The sequence below is a fragment of the Amycolatopsis sp. SID8362 genome (assembly GCF_010550475.1).
GTDB lineage: Bacteria > Actinomycetota > Actinomycetes > Mycobacteriales > Pseudonocardiaceae > Amycolatopsis > Amycolatopsis eburnea.
Window position 1 is genome coordinate 15,305 of record NZ_JAAGNB010001316.1, and the last position, 20,672, is coordinate 35,976.

Sequence of the window (20,672 nt, forward strand, 5' to 3'; positions counted from 1 at the left end):
GCTCACTCCTTGACCAGGCCGGCGTCGTGCAGGGCGCGGGCGGCGACGTCGACGATGTCGAAGGGCAGCCCGGCCCGCTCGGCGATGTCGAGGAGCGAATGCGAACCGTCGGAGAGGTTGAGCACCCACAGCATCGCCATCTGGGCCTGCTTGGCGTCGCTGCGGCCGCCGAGCGAGTCGTACAGCCCGCGCTTGCCGAGCTGCGGCTCGCCGTACGGGCTGAGGTTGACGTACCGGCGGTTGCGGTCCAGGACGCCGAAGGCATCCCGCAACGCGCCGAGCGTGTCCTCCATGGCCGCGGGCGAGACGAACCCCGGGTTGTCGGCCGACGTGTGGTACTCGGGGTAGCCCGCGTACGGCGTCCGCGTCAGCGAGCCGACGCCGAGGTTGAAGCCCGGCGAGCAGAACTGGCGCTCGTCGTAGCCGTACGGCGAGAAGTCGACGACGCGGTGTTCGCGCGAACGCAGGACGTGCTGCACGACGCGGTCGATCTCGGCGTCGTCGCGGCGGGACTTCTTGTACGTCAACGGTCCCGGGTCGCCCGCGCAGGCCAGCACCAGGCCGTGACGAACCTTCTCGATCCGGGAAGCGTTGCGCGCCAGCCAGGTGATCGAGCCGATCGTCCCCGGCATGAACAGGAAGCGGTAGGTGTAATAGGGGTCGACGAGCTGCTGGGCCAGCGAGATCGCCACCGCGATGCCGGCCAGGTTGTCGTTCGCCAGCGACGGGTGGCAGACGTGGCAGGACACGATGACCTCGTCGGTGACGCGCCCCGGGACGACGTGCTCGCCGTAGGTCAGCGAGCCGTCGGCGAGGGTCGAGTCGATGACGACGTCGTACTCGCCGTCGGGCAGCGCGTCGAGCTTCTCCTGCGCCAGGCAGAACCCCCAGGCCGGGGCGTAGTAGCTGGTCCGGTAGGGCACCCACGACGGCTGGTCCGGCAGCGTGTGCAGGTGCTCCCGCAGCTCGCTCAGCGGCATCCGCTGCCGCACCGGGACGCTGTACCCGACGACGTGCAGGTTCAGCTCCCGGAAGTCGATCACGCGCGTGCCGTCCGAAGAAGCGACGTACGCGTCCCGGATGTTCCACTCCTGCGGGATCGTCCAGTCCAGCACGGCGGTGCCCGTCGGGACTTCGTGGCGCTCCAAAGAAATGTGCTCGCCGATGATGTCCAGGGTCTGCCGCACGCCGTCGCCGGTGATGCTGCGGCAGATCGGGTACAGCCGCTCGACCAGGGCGTGCAGCTCCGCGCCCGTCCGCAGCTGCGGGCCCGCCACCTAACGCCGCCGCATGGTGTCGTCGACGCGGCCGGCTTCGCCCTCGCTCTTCAGCCAGGCGAGCCGGGTGAACAGCTGCTGGAACGACTCCCTGGTCAGCCCGAACTTCCGGTACGCCTCGATCAGCTCGACGGCGCCGTCCTTGACCGACCACTCGCACGTGAAGCCCGGGATGGCCTCGCGGAAGCGCGAGAAGTCGACGCGGTACGAGCGCGGGTCGGCGCCGGCCTCGCCGGTGATGTTCAGCGTCGAGCCCGGCACGGCCTCGACGACCTCCTGGGCGATCTCGGCGACGGTGACGTTGTTGTCCTCGGTGCCGATGTTGAACGCCTTGTTGTGCACGGCCTCCTTGGGCGCCGTCAGGGCCGCCGTGAACGCGCGCGCGATGTCCTGGGCGTGCACCAGCGGCCGCCACGGCGTGCCGTCCGAGAGCACCAGCACCTCGCCGGACAGGTGCGCGTGCGCGGTCAGGTTGTTGAGCACGATGTCGCCGCGCAGCCGCGGCGAGTAGCCGAACGCGGTCGCGTTGCGCATGTAGACCGGGGTGAAGTCGTCGTCGGCGAGCTCGTGGACGTCGGCCTCGACGCGCACCTTCGACTCGGCGTACGGCGTCACCGGCTTCAGCGGCGCGTCCTCGTCGACCAGGTTGTCGCCGCCGGCGCCGTACACCGAGCAGGTCGACGCGTAGAGGTACCGCTGCACGCCGGCGTCCTTCGCCAGCTTCGCGAGCTTCACCGACGCGTGGTGGTTGATGTCGTAGGTCAGCTCCGGCGCGAGCGAGCCGAGCGGGTCGTTCGACAGCGCGGCCAGGTGGATCACCGCGTCCACCCCGGAGACGTGCTTGGCCTCGACGTCCCGCAGGTCGACGACGTGGCCGGCCGGGTCGGCCGGGGCCGGGCCGAGCAGGCAGGACTCGAAGAGCCCGGAGTCGAGGCCGACGACCTCGTGGCCGGCGGCGGCGAGCACCGGGGCCATCACCGTCCCCAGGTAGCCCTTGTGCCCCGTCAGCAACACCCGCATCGGATTCAGCCCTTCAGGTCGAGAGTGAGTTTCTTGACGAAGAACGCTTCGGCGTACTTCGCGGCGGCTTCGATGCCGCGGATCCGGGCCAGCCCGAGGAACGCTTCGCGGTCGTACCAGCCGCGATGCCGCTGCGACGCGTAGTGCTCCTGCAGCAGCCGGACCTTCGATTCGGCGACGTCGTCGTCGAGCGGCTGGTAGACCGAAGGACTGCCGAGGTCGCCGTCCCACTTGACGATCTCGTACCCCAGCGTCAGGTGGTCGCGGAACGCCGTCGGCACCAGCTTGGCGAGGCCGCGGTGGTCCTGGTGCGCGTCGTCGGTCCGCGGCGCCAGGATGACGTCCGGGTCGGTCCGCCGCCGCAGCTCCTCGAGCGCGTTCTTGGCCTCTTCCCAGTGCGCCGGGAACCGGCCGTCGGGCAGCTTGAGCACCGTGACGTCGACGTCCGCGCCCGGGCAGAACGCGGCCAGCGCGGCCCGTTCCTCGTCCTCGCGGGGCGTGCCGCCGCCGGAGAGGATCAGCGCGTCGACGCGCAGGCCGGGCCGGGACGCGCACAGCGTCAGCAGCGTGCCGCCGGCGCCGATCGCGATGTCGTCGCAGTGCGCGCCGAGCGCGACCACGCTGCCGAGCCGCCCCGGCCGCAGGCCGATCACGCCGTGCTCGCGACGGGCCGCTCCCAGAGCGCCCAGGGCTTCTCGCCGTGCGTGTACGCGTTGTCGAGCGCCGCGCGCTCCTTGACCGTGTCGGTCGGCTTCCAGAACCCGCGGTACGGGTAGGCCAGCAGCCGGCCGCGCTTGGCCAGTTCGCCGCAGCCGTCGGCGACCAGGTCGCCGTTCTCCGGGATGTGGTCGAACACTTCCTGCCGGAGCACGAAGTACCCCCCGTTCTCCCACAGCGGCATTTCGCTGACCGCGGTGATCGAGCCGACCATGCCGCCTTCGTCCATTTCGACGCAGTGGAACGACGACTGCGGCGGGACGACCATCATCGACGCGCCCGCGTCGGTGTTCGAGAAGCGCTCGATCATGTCGGGCAGCGGGACGTCGGAAAGGACGTCGGCGTAGTTCGCGAGGAACATTTCGTCGCCGTCGAGGTAGTGGCGGACGCGGCGCAGGCGCTCGCCGATCGGCGACTCGATGCCGGTCTGCACGAAGGTGATCGTCCAGTCGGCGATGTCGGTCGAGAGCAGTTCCGCCTGCCCGTTGCGCAGGATGAAGTCGTTGGAAATGGTTTCCTGGTAGTTCAGGAAGAAGTTCTTGATGTGCGCCGCGCCGTAGCCGAGGCACAGGATGAATTCGGTGTGGCCGAAATGCGCGTAGTAGCGCATCACGTGCCAGATGAGCGGTCTCGGACCGACCATCGCCATCGGCTTGGGGACGTCGTCGGCCGCGCCGTTGCGCATCCGCATCCCGTAGCCACCGCAGAAGAGAACGACCTTCACGTCACTGCACCTCGACGATTTCCAGGTGGGGGATCGGGAACACGAGCTTTCCGCCCCACGCCCCGATGTAGGAGAGTTGTCCGGTCAGTTCCTCCCGGAGGTTCCAGGGGAGGACGAGCACGTAGTCGGGCCGGTCGGCTTCGATCCGCTCCGGGGGCAGCACGGGGATGCGCGTGCCCGGCGTGAACCGGCCGTGCTTGTACGGGTTGCGGTCGACCGTGTACTGCAGCAGGTCCGTCCGGATGCCGCAGTGGTTGAGCAGGGTGTTGCCCTTGCCCGGGGCGCCGTAGCCGACGACGGTCTTCCCGTCGTTGCGCGCCTCGATCAGGAACTTCAGCAGGTCCAGCCGCACGCGGGTGACGCGCTCGGCGAACTCGGTGTACCCGGACAGCTCGTGCAGCCCGGCCGCCTTCTCGCGCTCCAGCACGTCGGTCATCCGCTCGCTGGGCTCGCCCGCCACCTCGGCCGGACGCGCCCACAGCCGGATCGACCCGCCGTGCGTCGGCACCAGCTCGACGTCGACCACGGTCAGGCCGCCGGTCGCGAGGGCCCGGCGCGCGGATTCGACCGTGTAGTACTGGAAGTGCTCGTGGTAGATCGTGTCGTACTGGTTCTTCTCGATCAGCGTGAGCAGGTGCTGGACCTCGATGGAGACCCACCCGTCGTCGGCGACCAGCGCCCGCAGGCCCTTGGTGAAGCCGAGGACGTCGGGGATGTGCGCGTAGACGTTGTTCGCGGCGACGAGGTCGGCCGGGCCGTGTTCCTCGCGCACCCGGAGGCCGGTCTCTTCGGAGAGGAACGCGGTCAGGGTGGGCACGCCGGCGTCGCGCGCGGCTTGCCCGACGTTCACCGAGGGTTCCACGCCCAGACACCGGATGCCGTGCCCGACGACGTGCTTGAGCAGGTAGCCGTCGTTGCTCGCGACCTCGACGACGAAGGACTTCTCGCCGAGCCCGAGCCGCTCGACCGCGCCGTCGACGAACCGCTTCGCGTGCTCGACCCACGACGTCGAGAAGGACGAGAAGTAGGCGTACTCGGTGAAGGTTTCGTCCGGGTCGATCAGCGGGGGGATCTGGGCGAGCCAGCAGTCGGTGCACACCTTGAGGTGGAGCGGGAAGGTGGCCTCCGGCTCGTCGAGCTGTTCGGCGGTCAGGAATCGCTCACACGGCGGAGTCGCGCCGAGGTCGACGACGCCGGCCGTGTTTGTCGAACCGCAGAGTCGACATGTGGTCATCTACCAGGCTCCTTGGCTCGCGGTCGCGATGTGCGCTTAACACGTCGAGCAGGGGTGGATCGCCGTTACAGCGACGCGGGAGCCGCTCGTGGACCGATTCGGAACCGCAACCTGAATGGCCTAATAGTGGTGAAGATCACGCATCGTGCCGGATCGTACCCGTAACGTCCACAGTGGACCGGTCTTAGGCTGGCCGGATGACTTCGGAGCCGACACCCCGTCCGAGCGGGGTCGCGGGCGTGGTGCTCACGATCCGCTTCCTGACCGAGCTGGCCCTGCTGGGCGGCCTCGCCCTGGCGGGCTCCCAGCTCGGCACCGGGGTGGCGCTGGCGATCGTCGACGCGGTCCTGCTCCCGCTGGTCGCCGCCGCGCTCTGGGGCCTGTTCATCGCCCCGCGTGCCCGCCGCCGCCTCCCGGAACCGGCCCGCTTCCTGGTGGAGTTCGTCCTGTTCGCGGGCGCCGGCGCGGTGCTCGTGCTGGTGGGGTGGCCGGTGAGCGGGATCGTCCTCGCGGTGGCCGGCATCGGCATCGCGGCGCTGACCCGCGTCTTCGCCAAAGACGGCTGAAGCCCTCCGCGCCGGAATGGCGCAGAGGGCTCAGGCAAATTGCCGAACGGAAATTGCTCAGCCGATCTTTTCCGCGGCCGGGATCACGTCGGTGCCGAACTTCTCCAGCACCGCCGGGTTGTGGACGTGCGGGACCATCCCGAGCGCCACGTCGATACCCAGGCCGTGCAGCCGCTCCAGCTCCTTCAGCAGCTCGCCGGACTTCGAGCCGTCCTCGCCGATGTCGAGGATGTGGTAGACGGTCTTGGTGATCGAGTCGTAGTCGCGGCCCTCGTTCTCGCAGTGCTGCTTGAGGACGTCGAGCTTGTGCTCCAGCTCCGGGCTGTTGAACAGGTTGCACTGGTCGGCGTACTTCGCGACCAGCCGCAGCGTCTTCTTCTCGCCCCCGCCGCCGATCATGATCGGGGGACGGGGGTCGGACAGGGCCTGCGGGACGTTCAGCAGCCGCGTCGCGTCGAAGTGCTTGCTCTTGAACGGCTCGTCGCCGTCCGCCCACATCCCCAGCACGTACTGGAGGTTCTCCTCCAGCAGCTCGAAGCGCTCCGCGACCGGCGGGAACGGGAAGCCGAGGCCGCGGGACTCGTCCTCGTTCCAGCCCGCGCCGATGCCGAGGATCGCGCGGCCGCCTGACAGCACGTCCAGGGTCGTGATCGCCTTGGCCAGCAGGCCCGGGTGGCGGTAGAGGACGCCGGTGACGACGGTCAGCAGCTTGGCGCGCTCGGTGTGCGCCGCGATGAAGCCGAGGGTCGTGTACGCCTCGAGCATGTCGTTCTCGACGGGGCCGACCCCGCCGATCTGGAAGAAGTGGTCCATCACGGCGATGGAGTCGAAGCCCGCGTTGTCGGCGGTGCGGACGACGGCGGCCAGGTCGGCGCCCAGCGCGGACGCCCCGTTCGGCCAGGTGAAGTCGGGGATCTGCAGTCCGAGTTTCATGCTTTCCGACCGTATACCTGGAGTTGCCCCAGCCGCGGGCTCAGAAATCGCCGACGACCGAAACCCGGCCGTTCAGGGGATCGGTGACCCACACCGCGCGCGTGCGCTGGTCGACCGCGACGTCGCCGGGGTTGACGCCCAGCGACAGCTCGCCGGTCAGCGTTCCGGTGGCGCCGTCGACGCGGCTGAGGCCGTTCTGGCCGCCGTTGGTGTACACCGTGTTCGTGCCCTGGTGCACGGCCAACGCGGAGGATTCGCTGCGCAGCAACACGGTCTTGCGCTCGGTGTGCGTGGCCGCGTCCACAATGGACATGTGGTGGATGCCGGAGTTCGCGACGTACACCGTGCCGCTCGCCGCGTGCACCGCGACGGCCGTCGGCCGCGCCCCGACCTTCACGCTGGCCACGAACTTGCCGCTGTCGATCGAGAACACCTCGACCGAATCGGTCGCCGTGCTGGCGCAGTAGGCCAGCTTGCGGCCGGGGTCGACGGCGATCCCGGCGAGGCTCGGCTTCGGCCCCGGCACGAGGGCCGCCAGCGTGCAGCTGACGCCGTCGAGCACGGCGAGCGTGCCGGTGGCGGCGCTCGCCGCGTAGACGCGGTTGGCCTGCTCGTCCACCGCCAGCGTGGCCGCGCCCGTCCCGGCGCCGATCACGCTCACCAGGTCGTGCGTGCGGCCGTCCAGGACCACGACGGTGCCCGCCGGCGGGTTCGCGACGTAGATCCGGCCGGCCTCCGGGTCGACGGCGACGTCGCCCGGCTCGCCGCCGACGTGGACCAGCGCGACCACCGATGCGCTGCCCGGGTCGACGACGGACACCACCCCCGCCTCGGGATCGGCGACGTAGGCGAGCCCCGTGACCGGATTCACCGCCACCCCGGTCGGCGTGCCGCCGACGTCGATCGAGCGGACCTCTTCCGCGCGCGCCGCCGCCGGCAGGACCAGAGCGCCGGCACCGGCTGTGACCAGGGCGAACAGGGCCCTCCGGCCTATCGGGCGACCTCGCATCGGCGCCTCCGCTCGTGATCAACTCGCCTTCCGAGCGTAACCCGCGCGATGCTCACGCGAAGGAACTTCGCGTCGCCCGATCGCGTTGTTTCCGATGGGTAACCCACTTCCAGAGCGGACGGAGGCGAGCGCGCGTGCACGGGCACCAGAACGGACTCAAGACGGCGTTGCTGCTCGGCCTGCTGTCGGCGATCATCATCGCGATCAGCGGGCTCTTCGGCCGCGGTGCCCTGGTCATCGGCCTGCTCATCGCGCTGGGGATGAACGCCTACGCGTACTTCAACTCGGACAAGCTGGCGCTGCGCGCGATGCGGGCGCGGCCGGTGTCCGAGGTCGAGCAGCCCGCGATGTACCGGATCGTGCGCGAGCTGGCGCAGGTCGCCCGCCAGCCGATGCCGCAGCTCTACCTGAGCCCGACGGTCGCGCCGAACGCGTTCGCGACCGGCCGCAGCCCGCGGCACGCGGCCGTGTGCTGCACCACCGGCATCCTCGACCTGCTCGACGAGCGCGAGCTGCGGGCCGTGCTCGGGCACGAGCTGTCCCACGTCTACAACCGCGACATCCTGATCTCGTGCGTCGCCGGCGCGTTGGCCAGCGTGATCAGCGTGCTCGCGAACATCGCGCTGTTCTTCGGCGGCAACAACCGCGACGGCAGTCCGCTGGTCAGCCTCATGTTGATCTTCGTCGGGCCGATCGCGGCCGCGGTGATCCGGATGGGCGTGAGCCGGTCGCGGGAGTACCAGGCCGACGCGTCCGGCGCCGAGCTCACCGGCGACCCGCTGGGCCTGGCCTCGGCGCTGCGGAAGCTCGACGCGGGCACGCGGGCGCGGCCACTGGTCGCCGAGCCGCAGCTGGTGTCGCAGTCGCACCTGATGATCGCGAACCCGTTCCGCCCCGGCGAGGGCCTGAGCAAGCTGTTCTCGACCCACCCGCCGATCGCCGACCGGATCCGGCGGCTCGAGGAAATGGCCCGCCGCGGGCCGGGCGGCTTCTAGGCCGACGCCCCCGCCGCGACCGCGACCGCCTTGACGTAGTCGCCGTAGCCGGACTTCGCCAGCTTCGCGCCCAGCGCGTAGCACTCGTCGGCGTCGATGAAGCCCATCCGCAGCGCGATCTCCTCCAGGCACGCGATGCGCACGCCGGTGCGGTGCTCCAGCACCTGCACGAACTGGCCGGCTTCGAGCAGCGAGTCGTGCGTGCCGGTGTCGAGCCAGGCGAACCCGCGGCTGAGCTCGACCAGCGTGGCCCGGTCCTGCCGCAGGTAGGTCAGGTTGACGTCGGTGATCTCCAGCTCGCCACGCCGCGACGGCTTCAGCGAGCGCGCGATTTCGACGACGTCGTTCTCGTAGAAGTACAGCCCGGTGATCGCCTTGTTCGAGCGCGGCTTTTCGGGCTTTTCTTCGATCGTGCGCAGCTTGCCGTCCGGGCCGACCTCGCCGACGCCGTAGCGCTCGGGGTCCTTCACCGGGTAGCCGAACAGGACGCAGCCGTCGAGCTCGCGCACGGCCTGCTGGAGGCGGCTGGAGAAGCCCTGGCCGTAGAAGATGTTGTCGCCGAGCACCAGCGCCACGTCGTCGTCGCCGATGAAGTCCGCGCCGATCACGAACGCCTCGGCGAGCCCGTTGGGGCTGGGCTGCTCGGCGTAGGAGAACGAGACGCCGAACTGGTCGCCGCTGCCCAGCAGCCGCCGGAACATCGGCAGGTCGGTGGGGGTGGAGATGATCAGGATCTCGCGGATCCCGGCCAGCATCAGCACCGAGATCGGGTAGTAGACCATCGGCTTGTCGTAGACCGGCAGCAGCTGCTTCGACACCGCCTGGGTGATCGGGTGCAGGCGGGTCCCGCTGCCTCCGGCCAGCACGATGCCCTTCATGAACTGCCTCCCTCTCTTCGGCCACGACTGCGTCCCCACCCTACGGGCTGGGCCGGCGCGGCCGATCGAGAAGCGCTAGAAGGCCGGTCCTTTGCCGAAGTAGGCCTTGCAGCCCAGGTTGTACTCAGTGGCGATCTCCAGCACGTTCTTACCGTCGTCGACCGGCAGCAGCGTCGAGGAGTAGTTGGGGCAGAAGTTGTTGTAGATGCCGGTGATGTGCACGGGAGCGGGCAGTTCGTACCAGTGACCGGCCCCGAAGTTGTCGTTCGCCAGCAGGACCTGGCCGTTGTTCGGCTGCGGCTTGCCCTTGGCGTTGGTGTAGATCTGCCCGACCATGACGATCCGCACGCCGTTCGGGCCGCCGGGGAACAGCGTGATCGTCTGCGCGTGCTGGAAGTAGTTGCCGTTGGCGGTGGTGACGCGGGTGCCGGGGTCGGCGGGGTCGCCCCAGTTGGCGCCGTCGGCCGAGATCTTGAAGTACGGGTCGCAGTAGCGGTCGCGGTAGTTGCAGATCTCGTAGGCGAAGTAGTACCGGCCGTCGGGCAGCCGCCGGATGATCGGCATGCCGGGCCGGACGCGGTCGGGCGGGATCGCCATGGTGAGCTGCTTGGTGCCCCAGGTCACGCCGTCGGTCGAGGCGACCCGGTTGAGCACCTGCGCGTACTTCGGCGCCTGCGTCTCGTCGGCGTAGTGCAGCCAGAGCGTGCCGCCGGCGTCGACGGTGAACTCGGGCTCCCAGATGCCGTCGATGTTGTGCGACCGCGCGGCCTCGGACAGGAAGCTCCACGCGCGGCCGCCGTCCTTGCTGGCCCAGATCCGGATCCCGACGCGGCGCTGCGGCCCGGCGTCCTGCCGGTAGGACGCGGCCCACAGCAGCGTGCCGGCGCGGAGCTTGCCGACCCGCTGCGGGAGCTCGTAGACGGTGCCGCAGCACATGCCGTACCGCCCGTCGGGGTCGTGGATCTCGCCGATCTTGTGGAACGACTCGCCTTCGTCCGTGCTCTCCATCACCGGCGTGAACTTGCCACCGGCGTCTTCGCTGGTCAGCGTGGCGATGATGCGCCCGCGGCCGATGATCGAGTGGTCGAGCCGGATGAGCCGCGCGTACGAACCGTAGCCGGGCACGAGCTGCTTGCGCTCGGCCGCGCTCGCGGGCGTGAGCAACGTCGCGATGAGCGTCAGCGGCAGCACGAAGACGAGAAACCGGCGCATCCTGACCCTCTCCACGGCGTGACCGCGCGATTACAACACGCTGATCGGGTCCACCGTGGACAGTCACACGGCCCATTCGCACGTTCGGGGGGTTTGCTGCGCGCCATCGGGTGACCGGTTGCGGCGCGTGACGGTAACGCGGAGGTGGGGTCGGTCGAAAGATCACCGGAGGGGGAATGATGAAATTTCGGCTGTTCGGCGTCCTCGTGCTGGCACTCGCGGCGGGGTGCGCACCCGGCAGCGGCTACGGGACGATCGAGACCGCGTCCGGCGCGTCCGTCCGGATGCCGACCGCGACCTCGACCGCGCCCCCGGCGCCGCGCGAAGTCCCGACGGAGACCCACACGGGCAAGGGCAGCGGCGAGTTCGAGACCAGCTGGCCCGCCGACCAGATGGGGTTCTTCACGTTCGACTGCCCGAAGTGCACGTCCAACGTGATCATCGACTCCGACGGCGGCGAGCACGGCCTGGTCAACGCGATCGGCGCGTACAAGGGCACGACGTGGCTGAACACGTACGAGGACCGCCCGACGAAGCGGGTGACGGTCCACGCGAACGCGCCGTGGACGGCGACGATTTCGGACTACCGCAGCCTCCCGATGACGGCGCCGGGGCAGGAGTCTTCGGGAAAGGGCGAAGCGGTGCTGCGACTGCCGGAGGGCGTGTCGCGGGTGCGGTTCGCGGCGAAGACGCGGGGGAACATCGCGCTGTGCATCCACGCGGGGGAGTTCCGGGACCTGCTGCTGAACCAGATCGGGGACGTGCAGGTGGAGCGGGACGTGCGGGGGCCGGGGTTCCTGAAGGTGGATGGGTACGAGGCGAGCTGGACGTTGACACCGTCTTGAGTGGGGAGCCGGACGAGCGCGGAGGCGAAGTTGTGGCCGTTTACCACGACACGCGGGTGCACGAGGATTTCGCTCAGTGCGCGCAGCGGTTGTTCACGATGGTCAAAAGCGCACGCGACGCGAACCCGGTCGACCGGCAGAGCACTTTGGGGTCAAGAAGAAGGTGGCGACCCACGCGTGGGCGCTGCACCGCGCGCTCGAGGAGCTGACCCGGCACGTCGGCGAGTGAGTGGAGTCACAGCCCTATTGAGTCGGCACCCGGAGCCGGGTGCCCGCAGCGACGTCAGCGGTAGTTCGTAAACTGCGTCCTGCCTGGGGTAACGGCGTAGTGCGGGGCTCTGAGCTGCGGGTTTGTGTCCGTTGATGGTCGTCGTTGATTGTCGCTGGTCGGTGGCATCTGTACCGGATTTGTACCGGTATCCTCGGCTCATCAAACCCGTTGCTTGCTCGGCGGTAACGCTCTGCAATGTAGATTGGTTAGGATCCATGGCACCAGAGAGCACGAAGGTCGAGCACGGAGAGCAAGAGGTCAAGCCTCCTCCTGATTCGAACGTGGAGGAAAAAGAGGCACCGGCGTCCGGTGCTCCCTCTCGGGCGACCGTGATATTCAGGTATTTTCGATGGACCCTGGCTGTCGTTTTGGCGACAGGGTCGGTTGCTCTTGTGGTGGCAAGTTACTGGTATGCGCCTTTGAGGATCTGCCGGGACGTCACTGTTGTGGGCTTGCCGAAGCCAGTATCCTGCTCTCCGTGGGCGCTTGCCGACCTGTTGCCTCTGCTGATTCCATCGGTTCTGCTGCTATTTCCCGAACTCGGGGAATTGACCATCATGAATGTGTTTTCGCTAAAGCGGAAGACTGAGGTTCAGCAAAAGGAAATCGACGCCACGAAGACGCGTCAAATAGACCTGGAGTTAAGATTCGCGAATCAGGTTGCGACATTGACTGCTGCGCAGAACCTTACTCAGAACTTCTACAATACCCCTGGTGATGCGAAAAAGGTTGCAGAGGAAGTCGATCAGGAAGAGGCGGCTGGTCGTCGTGGTTCTGCAGCTGAAGACTACGCAAACAGAGGTGATCCATACGACGCGGAAGAGCAGGAGATGCTCCGCGAGATGGACTCCATGATTGTAGAGCTTCTGCGCGAGTGGGATACGATCGATGTGAGAGTTAACCCTCGACGTGGCGTTCTCGGTCAGCTTACCTCGCGGGATAGGGAGTCAATAGCCGGTTTCAGTCGACGTCATTCGCGCTCAATTAACACGATTCGCGCGGTTCGGAATAGTGTTGCTCATGGGCAGGGAGTTCCGTACGCGGACTTAGCGGGGGCGCTTGACGGCGCGAAAAAGCTCAATTCATTGCTAAATAGTATGGGGATTCCTCCGTTTTAGGCGGATTCGATGTAAGTGGCTGGTCTCTCGGCATCTCGTCGACCTGGCGCAGCCCGATCACGTCGGGTCGAAGGGGCACCTTCGCGCGTCGGTGACTGAGCTCCGAAACGCCCCCTTGACGCGGCGTGATAGCCCTTCGGGAGGTCGGCGAGATGTCGTCTGGCCCACACCGCGCCCACGGTGACGCTCAACACCTACGTCGGCTACTGGCCGGACTCGGTGGACCAGACGCGGACGCTCGTGGACTCCGCGCTCGGTTGTACCGACGTTGTACCCACGGGCACCTGAAACCAGATACCCGCAGGTCAACGAGGGTGAATCACCGGTAGTTCGTGAACTGCAGCGCGATCTCGAAGTCCTTGCCCTTCAGCAACGCGATCACGTCCTGCAGCTGGTCCTTCTTCTTGCCCGACACCCGCAGCTGGTCGCCCTGGATCTGGGCCTGGACGCCCTTCGGACCTTCGTCGCGGATGAACTTCGCGATCTGCTTCGCCTTGTCCGAGGCGATGCCCTGGAGGATCTTGCCGCCGATCTTGTAGATCTTGCCCGAGAGGGCCGGCTCGCCCGCTTCGAACGCCTTCAGGGAGATGTTGCGCTTGATCAGCTTCTCCTTGAAGACCTCGACCGCGGCCAGGGCGCGCTCCTCGGTCTCGGACTCGATCGCGATGGCCTCCTCGCCGGACCAGTTGATCGTCGTGCCCGTGCCGCGGAAGTCGAAGCGCGTTCCGAGCTCCTTGCTCGCCTGGTTGAGCGCGTTGTCCACCTCCTGGCGGTCGACCTTGCTCACGACGTCGAAAGAGGGATCCGCCACGTGTCCTCACACCTCGTACTCGCTTGTCAGGGGCCACCCAGCCTAGCCCCCACCGGGGGACGGGTATCCCGGTTGACCCCCGCCCGGACCCGTTCGGTAAGCTTCTCCCCGGCCGGTTCGCCCGGCCTTGGCGGGTTACCCGAGTGGCCAAAGGGGACTGGCTGTAAACCAGTTGGCTTACGCCTACGGGGGTTCGAATCCCTCACCCGCCACCCAGTGAAGAAGCCCCGTGACCTTGGCACACGCCAGGCGCGGGGCTTCTTTGCGTGGTGCGGCCAGACGCAGCGATGTGCAGCCGGATGCGGCCATCCGTGGGCCGGTACCGAAAGCACGCTGTAAGGCGTGCCCCTGCCGGAACTGCAGGACTTGTCCTAATCTGAATAGATGCCCGGGCCGCGGCCGATCAGTAACCAGTCGAGTTCGACCACTCTCCCCGTTCCAAGGCTGGCACGCCGAGTTCTGGGCGACTCCGTCAGTTGGTGGTTGTTCGGGGAATGGCCCCAGATCGGGCGGACGTTGTATGAAAGCCGGCTAAGATTCTTCTCCGCGTGGGACGGGCAGGGTTCGGTTGATCGCCTCGACGACATCGAGTGGTTACGGCGTCGGCGGCTGAAATTCGCCGGCATCGCAGCACTGACTGCCCTGGGGTTTCTCGTCGTCGTCGGCCTGATCACCTATTGGTCGATGCTGCCGGCCGAGGCCACGCCGTTGGTGCCAGCGCAGCCTGTCGACAACCGGTATCTGCCTTTCATCGCGGCAGGCGTGGCCGTCTTCTTTTGCTGCGGGGTCGCAGTGGTCGGCTATCAAGCGGTCAGAATCGGCGGGTATGGGCTCAGGTTCGTTCGAGGTGTCGACGTGCGCAGCCGGATCCGGTTCTATCGGTCCGTGGGCGCCGCACTCTCGGCCTGGGAACGCCGGGGCCGTCCGATTCGAGTTCTCCAGCTCGCCGGAGCGGCGGCGCGAGCGCTCTTCCTGGTGGTGCAGACCGAGCACTGGACCTGGGCGTCGCCGCCCGCGCTGGCAGACCGGGCAGCGCGCCTCGCTCGTCCCGTGCTGGACATCGAGGTGTCCGACCGGCCGACGCACGAGGAAGCCGGCGCCGTGTGCCGGTTCCTGATCGACGTGGCGATCGTGGTGATCGCCGGCCGGGAAGACCTGGTGCCAGAGGTTCGCCGGCACCACGGCGACCTCCGGAACCGACCCGCTCGCGACTCGGGCGCGACCGATCGTGAACTGCTGTTCCTGGATCCGATGCGTGATCGAACCCGTTGGGAAGTCCTGAAAGACTTCGTGTTCCCTTTGGCGTCCTGGCTGAGCTTCGCAGTTTCCGTCGCTGCCCTTTTTGTGGCACTGAGCCGTTAGCCCCCATCGTTCAATGATGGCTGGTTTTACGAACACATCGCCGCCCGCCGGCTGGCGAACGTACGCGAACGGCCGGTTTCCCAGGGGGAAGGGGAAACCGGCCGTTCGTCGGGTGGCGGCGCTCGGGGTTACGCCGCCTGGTGGACCGGCGTGGACGCCGGGGTCAGGGCGAGGTCGAGGACCTCGCGGACGTTCGCCACCGCGTGGACGTCCAGCTGGGCCAGCACCTCGGCCGGGACGTCGTCGAGGTCCGGCTCGTTGCGCTGCGGGATGATCACCGTCTTCATCCCCGCGCGGTGTGCGGCGAGCAGCTTCTGCTTGACGCCGCCGATCGGGAGGACCCTGCCGGTCAGCGACACCTCGCCGGTCATCGCGACGTCGGCGCGGACCACGCGGCCCGACAGCAGCGACGCCAGTGCCGTCGTCATCGTGACGCCGGCCGACGGGCCGTCCTTCGGGACCGCGCCCGCCGGGACGTGGACGTGGATGCCGCGCTTGCGGAGGTCGCCCACCGGCAGCTCCAGCTCCGCGCCGTGCGAGCGCAGGTAGGACAGCGCGATCTGCGCCGACTCCTTCATCACGTCGCCGAGCTGGCCGGTCAGCTGCAGCCCGGACGCGCCGGACTCCTCGTCGGCCAGCGACGCCTCGATGTAGAGGACGTCACCGCCGGCGCCGGTCACCGCCAGGCCGGTCGCCACGCCCGGGGTCGCCGTGCGCTGCGTCGACGCCGGGAGCGACGACTCGGGGATGTGCCGCGGGCGGCCCAGGTACGTCTCAAGGTCCGGAGCGTCCACCGAAAGCGGCAGCGACACCTCGTCCAGCGCCACCTTCGTCGCGACCTTCCGCAGCACCTTCGCGATCGTGCGGTTCGCGTCGCGCACGCCCGCCTCGCGGGTGTACTCGGCGGCGATCCGGCTGAACGCGGCGTCCGTCAGCACCACGTCCGTGGCGCCCAGGCCGGCGCGCTCCAGCTCGCGGGGGAGCAGGTGGTCGCGTGCGATCGTCACCTTCTCGTGCTCGGTGTAGCCGTCCAGCGTGACGAGCTCCATGCGGTCCAGCAGCGGGCCGGGGATGGTCTCGAGCGCGTTGGCCGTCGCCAGGAACACGACGTCGGACAGGTCCAGCTCGACCTCGAGGTAGTGGTCGCGGAACGTGTGGTTCTGCTCCGGGTCCAGGACTTCGAGCAGCGCCGCCGTCGGGTCGCCGCGGTAGTCGGCGCCGACCTTGTCGATCTCGTCGAGCAGCACGACCGGGTTCATCGAGCCGGCTTCCTTGATGGCGCGGACGATCCGGCCGGGCAGCGCGCCGACGTACGTGCGGCGGTGGCCGCGGATCTCCGCCTCGTCGCGGATGCCGCCCAGCGCCACGCGGACGAACTTGCGGCCCATGGCCTTCGCGACGGACTCGCCCAGCGACGTCTTGCCGACCCCGGGAGGGCCCGCGAGGGCGAGCACGGCGCCCGAACGACGCCCGCCGACCGGGCCGAGGCCCGATTCCGCGCGGCGCTTCCGGACGGCCAGGTACTCGATGATGCGTTCCTTGACGTCGTCGAGACCGGCGTGGTCGGCGTCCAAAACGGCCCGCGCGGCCGCGATGTCGTAGACGTCCTCGGTGCGCTCGTTCCAGGGCAGCTCCAGGACGGTGTCCAGCCAGGTGCGGATCCAGCCGCCCTCGGGGGACTGCTCGGACGTGCGGTCCAGCTTGTCGACCTCGGCCAGCGCGGCCTTCTTGACGGCGTCGGGCAGCTCGGCGCCCTCGACGCGGGCGCGGTAATCGTCGTCCTGAGCGGTTCCGTCGAGCTCGCCGAGCTCCTTGCGGATCGCTTCGAGCTGGCGGCGCAGCAGGAACTCCTTCTGCTGCTTCTCCATGCCCTCGGCGACGTCCTTGCGGATGGTGTCGGTGACCTCGAGCTCGGCCAGGTGCTCCTTGCTCCACTCGAGCGCCTTCTCCAGGCGCGCGGTGACGTCCAGCGCGCCGAGCAGCTCGAGCTTCTGCTCGGTGGACAGGTACGGCGCGTTGCCGGACAGGTCGGCGATCGCGGAGGCGTCTTCGACCTGCTGGACGGCGTCGATCAGCTGCCAGCCGCCGCGCTGCTGGAGGATCGAGATGACGACGGCCTTGTACTCGGCCGCGAGCTTCGCGGTCTGGTCGTCCGTGGTTTCGGGGGCGTCCTCGGCGTGCACCCAGCGGGCGGCGCCGGGGCCGTCGGCGATCCGGCCGACGAGCGCGCGGGACGTGCCGCGCAGCAGCACGGCGGCCTTGCCACCGGGCACGCGGCCGATGCGCTCGACCGTGGCGACCGTGCCGAACTCGGCGTATTCGCCGTGGACGCGCGGGACGATGAGGACCTCTGCCTTGGCGGTCCCGGTCGACCGGATGCCGGGGAAGGACGCCTGGGAGGGGGTGTTGGCCTGGGCGGACTCCACCGCGGCCCGCGTCTCGGTGTCGCTCAGGTCGAGCGGGACGACCATGCCCGGCAGCACGACGTCGTCATCGAGCGGGAGCACGGGCAGGAGGCGGGTGTCGGACATGTGCACTCCTCGGTTAGTTGAGTCTGCCTAGCTCAACTCTCCGATGGGTGTGTTTGTTTCCGATGGTGCGTTCGCCCACAGCGATCGGGGAAACCGCAGGTCAGCCGCCTGGCCGGGCCGCGATGCCGCACCAGGCGTACGGGCGGGCCTCCGCCTCCAGCGCGTTCAGCTTCCGGTCGGGCCGCCAGTCCGGCAGGTGCACGATGCCCGGTTCGAGCAGCGGCCAGTCACCGAACAGCGGCTCGATCTCTTCGCGGTCGCGCAGCCAGACCGGGTTGCTGGTCTTGCGGTACTGCTCGACGAACCAGCGCAGCCCTTCGAGCGTCTCGCCGCTGCCGTCGCCCTCGCTCATCTGCGAGATGGCCAGCCAGCTGCCGGGCGCGAGCTTTTCGCGGTACGCGGCGAGGATGCCCTCGGGGTCGTCGTCCGGGCCGACGAAGTGCAGCACCGCCATCATCATCAGGCAGACCGGCTGCGAAAAGTCGATGAGCCGCTTCGTCTCCTCCGCGCGCAGGACGGACTTCGGGTCCCGCATGTCCGCCTGGACGATGCCGGCCCAGTCGGTCGCCGCGCTCTCTTCGAGGATCAGCGTCGCGTGCGCCACGGCGACCGGCTCGTAGTCGACGTAGACGACCTTGGCGTCGTGCTCCTCGGGCAGCTCGGCCTCGACGACCTCGTGCACGTTCCCGGCCGTCGGGACGCCGGAGCCGAGGTCGATGAACTGCCGGATCCCGGCCCGCAGGGCGGCCCGCACCGCGCGGTTCATGAACTCGCGGTTCTGCTTCGAGCCGGGCCGCACCAGCGGCCACTGCTGCTCCATGCGCCTGCCGAACTCGCGGTCCACGGCCCAGTTCTGGGTACCGCCCAGGTACCAGTCGTAGATCCGGGCCGCGGACGGCTTCTCGGTGTCGACGCCCTCGGGCGCTCTCGGCGCGGAATCCCGCTGGTCGCTCACTCCCGGCTCCCCTCACTCTCCGGGCGCCAGCCTATAAGGACCGCGCGCCGCCGGTAATCCTCCTTTTGTTCAGCGCACGGCGGGGCGGCGCTGCCAGTACGTCCACAGCGGCCGGTACCCCTGCGCGTACCAGAACGGCGTCGACAGCGGGTTCGCCGCGGCGTGGTGCAGGAGGACGACGTCGGCGCCCTCCTCGTCCAGGACGTGGTGGGCGTGGGTGGCCAGCGCGGTGCCGACGCCGGACGAGCGCGCCGCCTCCGCGACGGCCAGCCACGACAGGTACCCGACGCGGGCCGCGGCGACGCGGTCGCTGATCCAGCCGGTCTCGCCCGGGTGCTGGACGCTCACCATGCCGAGCGGGCGGCCGTACAGCTCGGCGATCCACAGTGGCGGCTCCGGCCGGTTCAGCTGCTCGGCCAGGTCCTTGGCGAGGATGTCCTCGACGCCGGTGCGCCAGTTCACCGTGCCGTACTGGGCGTCGTAGGAGTGCAGCTCCATGCCGAGCGCGACCGCGGTTTCGAGGTCACCGGGCTCGGCGCGGCGGATCTTGACGCCCGGGGTGCCGAGCGGGGCCGCCGGGATCATCCGCTGGGCCGGCCGGACGGCGACCACCCGCAGCGGCGCGAACCCGTGGTGCAGCATTTCGCGCGCGCCGGCGGCGTCCCGGCTGGCGCGGGGGACGATCGCGGCGGTCTCGGTGTCGCCGTGCTCGGCGACCGCGCGCAGATGTTCATCCCATCGAGTGAGGAGGGCGTCGAGCGCACCGGCGGGCTGGGGTCCGGCGAGCTGGAGGTCGAGGCGGTGCTCGGTCAGCGCGCGCCAGGGCGCGTTGGGGGCGTCGCGGTCGACCTGGACGCGGGAAGCCAGCCCGGACGCGGCGGAGTCACCCGTCGCCACCTCCAGGACCACGGCGTTTTCGGCCGCTTCGAACGGGGTCGAGCCGGGGAGCAGGGAGTCCACCGCCGCGAGCCGTGCCGCGTGTTCGGTGGCGATCGCATCGCTGTGCATGGGGCACATTCAAGCGCTATCGCGGCGTGAGTGGGCAGAGGACCGCTCGAAGGGCGGCACCCGATGTTTCACCCCTTGGTCCACGCAGGTCAGCGCGTTCGAGGCATTGTTAACCCTGGGGTGATCTCCTACTGTCTCGAAAGGGACACGGGTACGCCCTACGGGGTACGGTATGGCCCTTGTCCACACCCGAAGTCACGGATCAGCACCGGTGGACAAGCCGGGAGGGAAGGTCGGATGCCGGACACCAACGCCCACGGCGACGCCGTCGCGCAGGCGCAGCCCGGGCCGGGAGCCGCTTCCGGGACACCACCGCAACCCGCCGCCTCCGCCGAAGCCCGCACGGACGAACGCCGGTTCCGCGCCTACACCTTCGCCGTGCTGAGCCTGGGTCTCGTCGCCGCGTTCGCCGTCGGCTCGTGGCAGCCGTTCCACTGGGACAGCAAGCTGCTGTGGATCGGGCCGGTGCTCGCGGTCGCGTTCCTGCTCGCCGAGCAGCTCGGCATCAACGTCGACGTCCGCAGCGGCATCTCCTGGACCATCTCCTTCACCGAGATCCCGCTCGTCATCGGGTTCTTCATCGCGCCGTTCGAAGTCGTGCTGGCCGCGCACCTGGTCGCCGGCATCGGCACGCTGCTCGCGCGGAAGGTCGCCGGCCGCGTCCTCTACAACGCGGGCGCGTTCCTGCTGGAGATCACCGGCGCCTTCGCGGTCGCGGGCCTGGTCAAGTACGCCGTCGGCGCCGGTGGCGGCGACAAGTTCCCGTGGGTCGCCGCGCTGGCGGGCACCCTGACCGCGCCGCTGGTGAGCACGCTGCTCGCGCTGGCCGCGGTCCGCGTGCTGCGGCGCCGGATGCGCGTCAGCACCGCGGTCCGGCTCACCGCGCGGATCCTGGTCGTCGGGTTCGTCAACGCCTCCGTCGGCCTCTCGGGTTACCTCGTCATTTCGAACACGCCCAAGGCGTGGCCGCTGGTGCTCGCCGTCTTCCTCGGCCTGACCGCGCTGTACTGGGCCTATTCGGACCTGCTGCGCGAGCAGCGGGACATGGAAGCGCTCTCCGACGTCAGCCTGATGGTCGCCCGCTCCGGCCAGCTCGCCGCGGCCCGCCCGGCCGGCCGCGCCGACGAGCTCGTCGGCGGCGTCGACGTCCGCGAGTGGGCGACGATCGCCGAGCGCATCAAGGACCAGCTCGCCGCCGGCCGCGTG

At 69.1% G+C, this 20,672-nt stretch carries 18 protein-coding genes, 1 tRNA gene and 1 pseudogene; 7 read left to right on the top strand and 13 right to left on the bottom strand.

What is annotated here, in order from left to right; translation table 11 throughout:
• Positions 1 to 2: 2 nt before the first annotated feature.
• The 5 genes from G3I65_RS40180 to G3I65_RS40200 are packed head-to-tail and all read right to left on the bottom strand — an operon-like array spanning position 3 to position 4,972.
• Positions 3 to 1,277 (bottom strand): DUF4910 domain-containing protein, encoded by a 1,275-nt coding sequence (locus G3I65_RS40180; protein WP_160700711.1) that lies wholly within the window; start codon positions 1,275 to 1,277, stop codon positions 3 to 5.
• Positions 1,278 to 2,297, bottom strand: a complete 1,020-nt coding sequence (locus G3I65_RS40185; protein WP_160700712.1) for an NAD(P)-dependent oxidoreductase — start codon at positions 2,295 to 2,297, stop codon at positions 1,278 to 1,280.
• 5 nt (positions 2,298 to 2,302) lie between these two features.
• On the bottom strand, positions 2,303 to 2,950 hold the full coding sequence (locus G3I65_RS40190; RefSeq protein ID WP_160700713.1) for a PIG-L deacetylase family protein: 648 nt from the start codon (positions 2,948 to 2,950) through the stop codon (positions 2,303 to 2,305).
• Complete coding sequence (locus G3I65_RS40195; protein ID WP_160700714.1) at positions 2,947 to 3,738, bottom strand: glucose-1-phosphate cytidylyltransferase; 792 nt, start codon at positions 3,736 to 3,738, stop codon at positions 2,947 to 2,949. The genes G3I65_RS40190 and G3I65_RS40195 overlap by 4 nt, the downstream gene beginning before the upstream one ends.
• Position 3,739: 1 nt before the next feature.
• Positions 3,740 to 4,972 (bottom strand): class I SAM-dependent methyltransferase, encoded by a 1,233-nt coding sequence (locus G3I65_RS40200; RefSeq protein WP_160700715.1) that lies wholly within the window; start codon positions 4,970 to 4,972, stop codon positions 3,740 to 3,742.
• A gap of 197 nt (positions 4,973 to 5,169) precedes the next feature.
• Here G3I65_RS40200 and G3I65_RS40205 point away from each other — a divergent pair, with 197 nt between their 5' ends.
• A complete protein-coding gene (locus tag G3I65_RS40205; RefSeq protein ID WP_163046833.1) occupies positions 5,170 to 5,538 on the top strand; it encodes a YrdB family protein in 369 nt (122 codons plus the stop codon).
• A gap of 57 nt (positions 5,539 to 5,595) precedes the next feature.
• Here the strand turns inward: G3I65_RS40205 and G3I65_RS40210 are convergent, their stop codons facing one another.
• Both G3I65_RS40210 and G3I65_RS40215 read right to left on the bottom strand, forming a co-directional pair.
• Entirely contained in the window at positions 5,596 to 6,471 is an 876-nt protein-coding gene (locus G3I65_RS40210; RefSeq protein ID WP_160700716.1) for an LLM class F420-dependent oxidoreductase, read from the bottom strand.
• A gap of 40 nt (positions 6,472 to 6,511) precedes the next feature.
• A complete protein-coding gene (locus G3I65_RS40215; protein WP_160700717.1) occupies positions 6,512 to 7,480 on the bottom strand; it encodes a YncE family protein in 969 nt (322 codons plus the stop codon).
• A gap of 134 nt (positions 7,481 to 7,614) precedes the next feature.
• Between G3I65_RS40215 and htpX the strand changes: the two genes are divergently transcribed.
• Positions 7,615 to 8,475, top strand: a complete 861-nt coding sequence (gene htpX / locus G3I65_RS40220) for a zinc metalloprotease HtpX (protein WP_125310074.1) — start codon at positions 7,615 to 7,617, stop codon at positions 8,473 to 8,475.
• Here the strand turns inward: htpX and rfbA are convergent.
• Together rfbA and G3I65_RS40230 are read right to left on the bottom strand one after the other, a co-directional pair.
• Positions 8,472 to 9,353 carry a glucose-1-phosphate thymidylyltransferase RfbA gene (gene rfbA / locus G3I65_RS40225; protein WP_160700718.1) on the bottom strand — a complete coding sequence of 294 codons (882 nt, stop codon included), beginning with the start codon at positions 9,351 to 9,353 and terminating at the stop codon, positions 8,472 to 8,474. The two genes, htpX and rfbA, sit on opposite strands and share 4 nt — an antisense overlap.
• Before the next feature lie 75 nt (positions 9,354 to 9,428).
• The gene (locus tag G3I65_RS40230; RefSeq protein WP_163046834.1) at positions 9,429 to 10,565 is read right to left on the bottom strand and encodes a sialidase family protein; all 1,137 of its coding nucleotides are present in this window, start codon (positions 10,563 to 10,565) and stop codon (positions 9,429 to 9,431) included.
• 179 nt (positions 10,566 to 10,744) lie between these two features.
• On the opposite strand from G3I65_RS40230, the gene G3I65_RS40235 reads away from it, so the two are divergent.
• Together G3I65_RS40235 and G3I65_RS40240 are read left to right on the top strand one after the other, a co-directional pair.
• Positions 10,745 to 11,410, top strand: coding sequence for a hypothetical protein (locus tag G3I65_RS40235; protein WP_160700720.1), 666 nt, complete (start codon positions 10,745 to 10,747; stop codon positions 11,408 to 11,410).
• A 486-nt stretch (positions 11,411 to 11,896) separates the two neighbouring features.
• On the top strand, positions 11,897 to 12,799 hold the full coding sequence (locus G3I65_RS40240) for a hypothetical protein (RefSeq protein ID WP_160700721.1): 903 nt from the start codon (positions 11,897 to 11,899) through the stop codon (positions 12,797 to 12,799).
• Between the two features lie 319 nt (positions 12,800 to 13,118).
• Here G3I65_RS40240 and G3I65_RS40250 read toward each other — a convergent pair whose 3' ends face one another.
• On the bottom strand, positions 13,119 to 13,610 hold the full coding sequence (locus tag G3I65_RS40250) for a YajQ family cyclic di-GMP-binding protein (protein ID WP_086860720.1): 492 nt from the start codon (positions 13,608 to 13,610) through the stop codon (positions 13,119 to 13,121).
• A gap of 129 nt (positions 13,611 to 13,739) precedes the next feature.
• On the opposite strand from G3I65_RS40250, the gene G3I65_RS40255 reads away from it, so the two are divergent.
• Positions 13,740 to 13,822: transfer RNA gene (locus G3I65_RS40255), tRNA-Tyr, on the top strand.
• A 172-nt stretch (positions 13,823 to 13,994) separates the two neighbouring features.
• On the top strand, positions 13,995 to 14,972 hold the full coding sequence (locus tag G3I65_RS40260) for a hypothetical protein (RefSeq protein WP_160700722.1): 978 nt from the start codon (positions 13,995 to 13,997) through the stop codon (positions 14,970 to 14,972).
• 128 nt (positions 14,973 to 15,100) lie between these two features.
• Here G3I65_RS40260 and lon read toward each other — a convergent pair whose 3' ends face one another.
• The 3 genes from lon to G3I65_RS40275 all read right to left on the bottom strand — a co-directional run bounded on the left by lon (position 15,101) and on the right by G3I65_RS40275 (position 19,466).
• On the bottom strand, positions 15,101 to 17,503 hold the full coding sequence (gene lon, locus G3I65_RS40265; RefSeq protein ID WP_160700723.1) for an endopeptidase La: 2,403 nt from the start codon (positions 17,501 to 17,503) through the stop codon (positions 15,101 to 15,103).
• A gap of 100 nt (positions 17,504 to 17,603) precedes the next feature.
• On the bottom strand, positions 17,604 to 18,458 hold the full coding sequence (locus G3I65_RS40270; RefSeq protein ID WP_160700724.1) for an SAM-dependent methyltransferase: 855 nt from the start codon (positions 18,456 to 18,458) through the stop codon (positions 17,604 to 17,606).
• 69 nt (positions 18,459 to 18,527) lie between these two features.
• Entirely contained in the window at positions 18,528 to 19,466 is a 939-nt protein-coding gene (locus tag G3I65_RS40275) for a GNAT family N-acetyltransferase (protein ID WP_163046835.1), read from the bottom strand.
• Positions 19,467 to 19,703: 237 nt separating this feature from the next.
• Here G3I65_RS40275 and G3I65_RS40280 point away from each other — a divergent pair.
• Positions 19,704 to 20,672: pseudogene (locus G3I65_RS40280) on the top strand (diguanylate phosphodiesterase); the annotation flags it as partial.